Raw genomic sequence first — 5,165 nt, 5'->3', positions numbered from 1 at the left:
CGTGGCCGTCTTCGTGTCGCTGCCGATCGCCTACATCGCGGCCCAGAACACGACGCCCAACCGTTTCACGCTGTGGCTGGGCCGTTTCATTCTGGTCTCGAGCCGGTCGGTCAACACGCTGATCTGGGCGCTGCTGTTCGTGGCGATCTTCGGTCCCGGCGTGCTGGCCGGCATCATCGCGATCATGTTCCGGTCGATCGGCTTTCTCGGCAAGCTGCTGGGCGAGGCGATCGAGGAGATCGACCGCCGCCCGGTGGAGGCGCTGGAAGCGACCGGCGCCTCGCGGGCCAAGGTGGTGCTCTACGCCATCGTGCCGCAGGTCATGCCGACCTTCTTCGCGGTCGGCATCCTGCGCTGGGACATCAACCTGCGCGAGTCGACGGTGCTCGGCCTGGTCGGCGCCGGCGGGATCGGCGTGATCCTTCAGGGCGCCATCGACACGCTGGCGTGGCAGACCGTCGCCACCATCCTGCTGGCGATCATCGCCCTGGTCATCCTGGGCGAGGCACTGGCCGCCTGGCTGCGCAAGAAGGTCATCTAACCGCGCCCAGCCATGAGGTGACCGCCGCCGGCTTCAGCCCGGCGGCGGCTGGGTGGATTCGCCGCGCTTGATCCGCTTCAGCCAGCGCTGCTTGGCGTACTTGCGCAGGTTGTGCACGTTGTCGGTCTCGTCGACGATGTCCTGGCCCAGGATCGTCTCGATCACGTCTTCCATGGTGATCAGCCCGACCCAGTTGCCATGGTCGTCGTAGACCACCCGCAGATGGTTGTGATCCTTGAGCATGGCGATGAAGACATGCTCGACGCTATCGGCCTCGTCGACGATGGCGATCGGGTGCATCAGGGCCTTGAGCTTCTGCTCGTCATCGGCGTGATAGGTATCCGCCTTGTGCACGTAACCCAGCGCATCCTCGGCGCCGTCCATGACCGGGAAGCGCGTGAACTGCGTCTTGCCGTAGCGCTGATCGAACTCGGCCACGGTCATGTCGGGCGTCACCGTTTCGCACACGGTCCGCGGCGTCATCACGCTCTTCACCAGAATCTCGTGCAGGTTGAGAATATTGGTGATGGTGCGGGTCTCGTCGGCATCCAGCGCCTTCTCTTCCAGGCCGATCCTCGCCAGCGCCTTGATCTCCCCGCGCATGTCGACGTCATTCTCGCTCTTGGCGATGCGATTGGTGATCATCTCCGAGAGCCAGATGAACGGCAGCAGCAACAGCACCATGACGCGCAAGGTCGGTGGCAGAAAGGGGGCCAGGCCACGCCAGTAGCTCGCCCCGATGGTCTTGGGAATGATCTCCGAGAACACCAGGATGCCGAAGGTCATCAAGGCCGAGGCGATGGCCACGTGGGCGTCGCCGAACACCACCGCCACCTGGGCGCCGACGCCCGTGGCACCGACGGTGTGCGCGATGGTGTTGAGGGTCAGGATCGCCGCCAGCGGGCGATCGATGTTCGATTTGAGCTTGTTGAGCTTGTCGTGAAGCTTGGGGCGGGTGTCCTTGAGCTGCGCGATGTAGCTCGGTGTGAGCGAGAGCAGCGCGGCTTCCAGCACCGAACAGACGAAGGAGAAACCGATCGAGAGAACGACGAATGCCGTCAGCAGAAACATGAGGGGTCGCTATGTGACTTGTGAGGACTCTTTATCCTGACTTGTCACACGGCTGTCAATGACCTCGCGGAGAAATCCGCCGACCTCCGGCCGGAGGTCGGCGGCATGACACCTGTTGCCGAGTCCGGCGGCTCAGTGACCGAACTTCTCGTTCTCGCCGAGATCGGGCTGATGTTCCTTCTTCACGTTGGCCTTGGCGATCTCGTAGAGCTGGAACGTCTTGCTCTCCCGGGACTGCCAGTGCTCGCCGAAGTCGACGTCGATCTCCATCATGGTGATGTCCGGATCCTCCTTGCCACCGGTGAACCAGGCGGCCACGAACGGATTCCAGTACTTCTCGACCAGCGCGGGGTCGTCGTTGAGGCGCGCCCGGCCAGACATCGACACATAGATGCCGTCATCCTGGTCCGAGAACGTGATGCAGACATCCTGATCCTGCTGCGCCTCGAACGACTTTTCGGCGCTGCGGCGCGTGTAGAACCAGAGCTTGCCGTCGTAGGCATCCTGCACCAGATGCATGGGGCGCGCTCGCGGCACACCATCGTCGAGCGTGACCAACATGCCGACCTTGATCTTCTCGATCAGCTTCCAGATCTTCTGCTTGTGCTCGGGACTGGACATCGTTGCCTCCTGCCAATGTTGCCCTTCCGGGGTCCCCCCCTGGTCGGGCTGTCATCACGCCATCCGGGCGTGAGCGTCTTGCACTTCACCCAACTGGGTCGCCTCGGCGCCTCGCGATCAAGGCGACTCCCAGCAAGAAGCCTAGTCGGGGCACCCCGGTCGGGCAAACCGTCGCTATTCGGTCCGGAAGCTGACGCTATACTGGTGAACGTTCGCCCAGCGACGCCACCTATCACTCGTCCCGACCAAGGCGCCCATCATGCCCCTGACTCGTCCTTTCTCGCTGGATCACGCCGCCCTGCTGGAAGAGCTGGCGGCCACCGACAACCTGCTCGTCATCCAGGACCTCGACGGGGTCTGCATGGGGCTGGTCGGCAATCCGCTGACGCGGCGGTTGGAGCGGCGATACCTCGACGCCACCCGTCGCCTCGATGGGCACTTCTTCGTACTGACCAACGGCGAACACATCGGCTCCCGCGGCGTGAACGGCATCGTCGAGGCGCAGTTCGAGACGCCGGATCGTCCCGGCGAGCAGGGCCGCTACCTGCCCGGGCTGGCGGCCGGCGGCGTGCAGTGGCAGGACCGTTTCGGGGCGGTATCGCACCCCGGCGTGAGCGACGCCGAGCTGGCGTTTCTGAAGGCGTTTCCCGCCCAGGCGGAGGCATTTCTCGAGTCGCTGCTGTCGCGGCCACCCTATGACCTGCCGTCGGAGACGAGACGCGAACTGATTGCCGCGGCGGTCCTCGACAACATCGCCTCGCCGACGCTCAACCTCAACGTCTTCCACCGCCACTGGCAGGCGACGCCAGCACACTATCGGGCACTGCAGTCCGACATCGCCGAGTTCATGCACGCGCGGCTCGAAGCCGCCCGCCAAGCGGGGCTGGATGACGCCTTTTTCATCCACTACGCCCCCAATGCCGGCCATGACGCCGACGGCAACGAGCGCCTGCGACAGGGCGACGAGAACGGGGAAGGTGCCGGCACCACCGATTTCCAGCTGATGCTGCGCGGCGGCGTCAAGGAGATCGGCGTGCTGGTCATCCTCAACCGCTATTACCATCGTCACACGGGGCACTACCCGTTGGGCGAGGCGTTCAACGCCCGCGAGGCGCCCCGCGATCACAAGGCGCTGCTGCGACTGGCCCGCGACCATTTCGATCCTGCGCTGATGCCGCGCATCGTCGGGGTGGGAGACACCGTGACGTCGTTCATTCCCTCTGGCGATGCGCGCGGCGAACGTCAGCGCGGCGGCAGCGACCGCGGCTTTCTGACCCTGATCCAGCAACTGGGCGAAACCTTCGGCAGCGACAACCGCGTGCTCTACGTCGACAGCAGCGGTGGAGAAGTGCGGCGCGCCGGCGTGGATGCCGAGCGGCTGGCGTGTCATGCCGGGAATCCCGACATCGAGGTCTGGCCGGCGCTGGAGGGGATCAGCGATGCCGCGGACCCGTTGACGCTGGATGTGATCTTCCCGGAGGGTCACACCCAGTACATCGATTTCTTCTGTGAACTGGCCGCGCGGCGCTGAGCCCCGATCGTTGAATCAGCGCCAGTCCCTCGCGTTCAGCAACACCGTGCCGGAGAGGTGCTCCAGGGTCGGCTCGGGTGTCAGCGACCCGCTCAGCGTCGCTGGCAACAACCCTATTGTCACCCCATCCTTGCGAAGCGTCACCAGCGTTGCCTCGGCGACACTCCCGGTGGAGGCGGCGGTCATCTGCCGCGGCAGAGCGAAACCGATCGATCTGGCCTGCGCGGAGACGAGCAGCTCCCGCCCCTGCACGGTAAGGCGTAGAAGCTCCCCCGTCGGCAGCGTCACCTCGGTCTGGCGCCCGGCACTCACGTCGACGGCGTTCAACAGCAGATCGAACCCCTCGAGCGCGACGCCCGTCGAGCCCGAATAGACGCGCGAGTAGCGGTCACTGCCGGCAATGGCCGCCAAGGAGGGATCCAGCCCCCAGGCCCGGGCCAACGGCTCGATGCCCGATGGCGCCTCGCTCGCCGGCATGCCGCCCGCGGGCGCCACCCGTCCCAGTTCGCCGGCGTCCTCCAGATACCTCAGCGCCGCCAGGGCTTGGCCGGTCTGCTCCGCGTCTCTCGCCGGTTGCTCGACGATCGCCAGGAAGCGATCGCTCTGGCTGCGAATCGATGTCCACTCGGCCCCCTGGGGACCGAAGCTTGCCACCAGCATCGTCACGACAGGAATCGCCGCCATCAGCCGGATATCGCCGCGTGGGCGCCGGAGAACCTGCAGCAGCGCCACCACCGCCAGCACGGCCGCCAGGGCCGCGAGCAGATAGCGCTCCGGCGTCACGCCATAGGCGCCGATTCGCTGTGCGACAGCGATGACGACGAGCACGAGCGGCACCGGCAACACCCACGGCCAGTAGCGCAGCATGACACGCGCCAGGGCGCGTTCTTCGCGCATGAAAGGCCGGCATACGATCAGAGCGACCAGCAGGCAAATGCCGAAGCCGGAAACCAGCCAGCCGCTCTGGCCACTGGGCAAGCCCCCGCCCACCAGACACTTCACCGCGTAGGCGTGAAGGATGAGGGCGTAGACGAGGATCAGCGGCGCGGCGATCCATTCCCCCAGCGCACCGACCGCGCGGGCGGAGAGCCTGTCGAGTCGACAGTCGTCGGCCAGGTCGAACGAGTCCGGTATCAGCGCCAGCCAGAACAGCGGCGCGAACAGCAGCGCCGTGATGGCGGCGACGTGCGCATAGAGCTGGAACGGCACCTCGAGCCCGAACAGCAGGTTCAGGCTGACGAAGACCAGCGAGAGACCGCCGCCGAGCAGGTTCCAGCCGATGGCGGAGAGCAGAAACGCGAACGTCAGCCGCCCCAGAAATCCCCGGAATGCCGCGCCGGAGCCTCCCGCGAGATAGGGCGACAGCGGAACCAGCGTGACGAGAGCAAACGCAAGCAGCCA

General features: G+C 65.8%; 5 protein-coding genes. 2 read left to right on the top strand and 3 right to left on the bottom strand.

Annotated features, from left to right (window positions below; all coding sequences use genetic code 11):
* On the top strand, nucleotides 1-541 hold a 541-nt coding region (phnE, locus tag Q0602_RS06090; protein ID WP_298840331.1), incomplete at its 5' end, for a phosphonate ABC transporter, permease protein PhnE.
* A 33-nt stretch (nucleotides 542-574) separates the two neighbouring features.
* Here the strand turns inward: phnE and Q0602_RS06085 are convergent.
* Together Q0602_RS06085 and Q0602_RS06080 are read right to left on the bottom strand one after the other, a co-directional pair.
* Entirely contained in the window at nucleotides 575-1,612 is a 1,038-nt protein-coding gene (locus Q0602_RS06085) for a CNNM domain-containing protein (RefSeq protein WP_298840328.1), read from the bottom strand.
* Nucleotides 1,613-1,744: 132 nt separating this feature from the next.
* Nucleotides 1,745-2,233: a pyridoxamine 5'-phosphate oxidase family protein gene (locus Q0602_RS06080; protein WP_295037062.1), complete on the bottom strand. Its 489-nt coding sequence runs from the start codon at nucleotides 2,231-2,233 to the stop codon at nucleotides 1,745-1,747.
* A 259-nt stretch (nucleotides 2,234-2,492) separates the two neighbouring features.
* On the opposite strand from Q0602_RS06080, the gene stpA reads away from it, so the two are divergent.
* Entirely contained in the window at nucleotides 2,493-3,764 is a 1,272-nt protein-coding gene (gene stpA / locus Q0602_RS06075; protein ID WP_298840324.1) for a glucosylglycerol 3-phosphatase, read from the top strand.
* Between the two features lie 15 nt (nucleotides 3,765-3,779).
* Here stpA and Q0602_RS06070 read toward each other — a convergent pair.
* The coding region (locus tag Q0602_RS06070) for a DUF4153 domain-containing protein (protein ID WP_298840322.1) at nucleotides 3,780-5,165 on the bottom strand (1,386 nt) is incomplete at its 5' end.

Source organism: uncultured Salinicola sp. (genome assembly GCF_937921195.1).
Lineage (GTDB): Bacteria > Pseudomonadota > Gammaproteobacteria > Pseudomonadales > Halomonadaceae > Salinicola.
The sequence above is the reverse complement of the archived record's forward strand: the minus strand, read 5'-3'. Positions and strand labels throughout refer to the sequence as shown.

Bases quoted from the DNA above. Each gene is read 5' to 3' on its own strand.
- Q0602_RS06085 (WP_298840328.1), bottom strand. From the start codon at position 1,612: ATGTTTCTGCTGACGGCATTCGTCGTTCTCTCGATCGGTTTCTCCTTC.
- Q0602_RS06080 (WP_295037062.1), bottom strand. From the start codon at position 2,233: ATGTCCAGTCCCGAGCACAAGCAGAAGATCTGGAAGCTGATCGAGAAG.
- stpA (WP_298840324.1), top strand. From the start codon at position 2,493: ATGCCCCTGACTCGTCCTTTCTCGCTGGATCACGCCGCCCTGCTGGAA.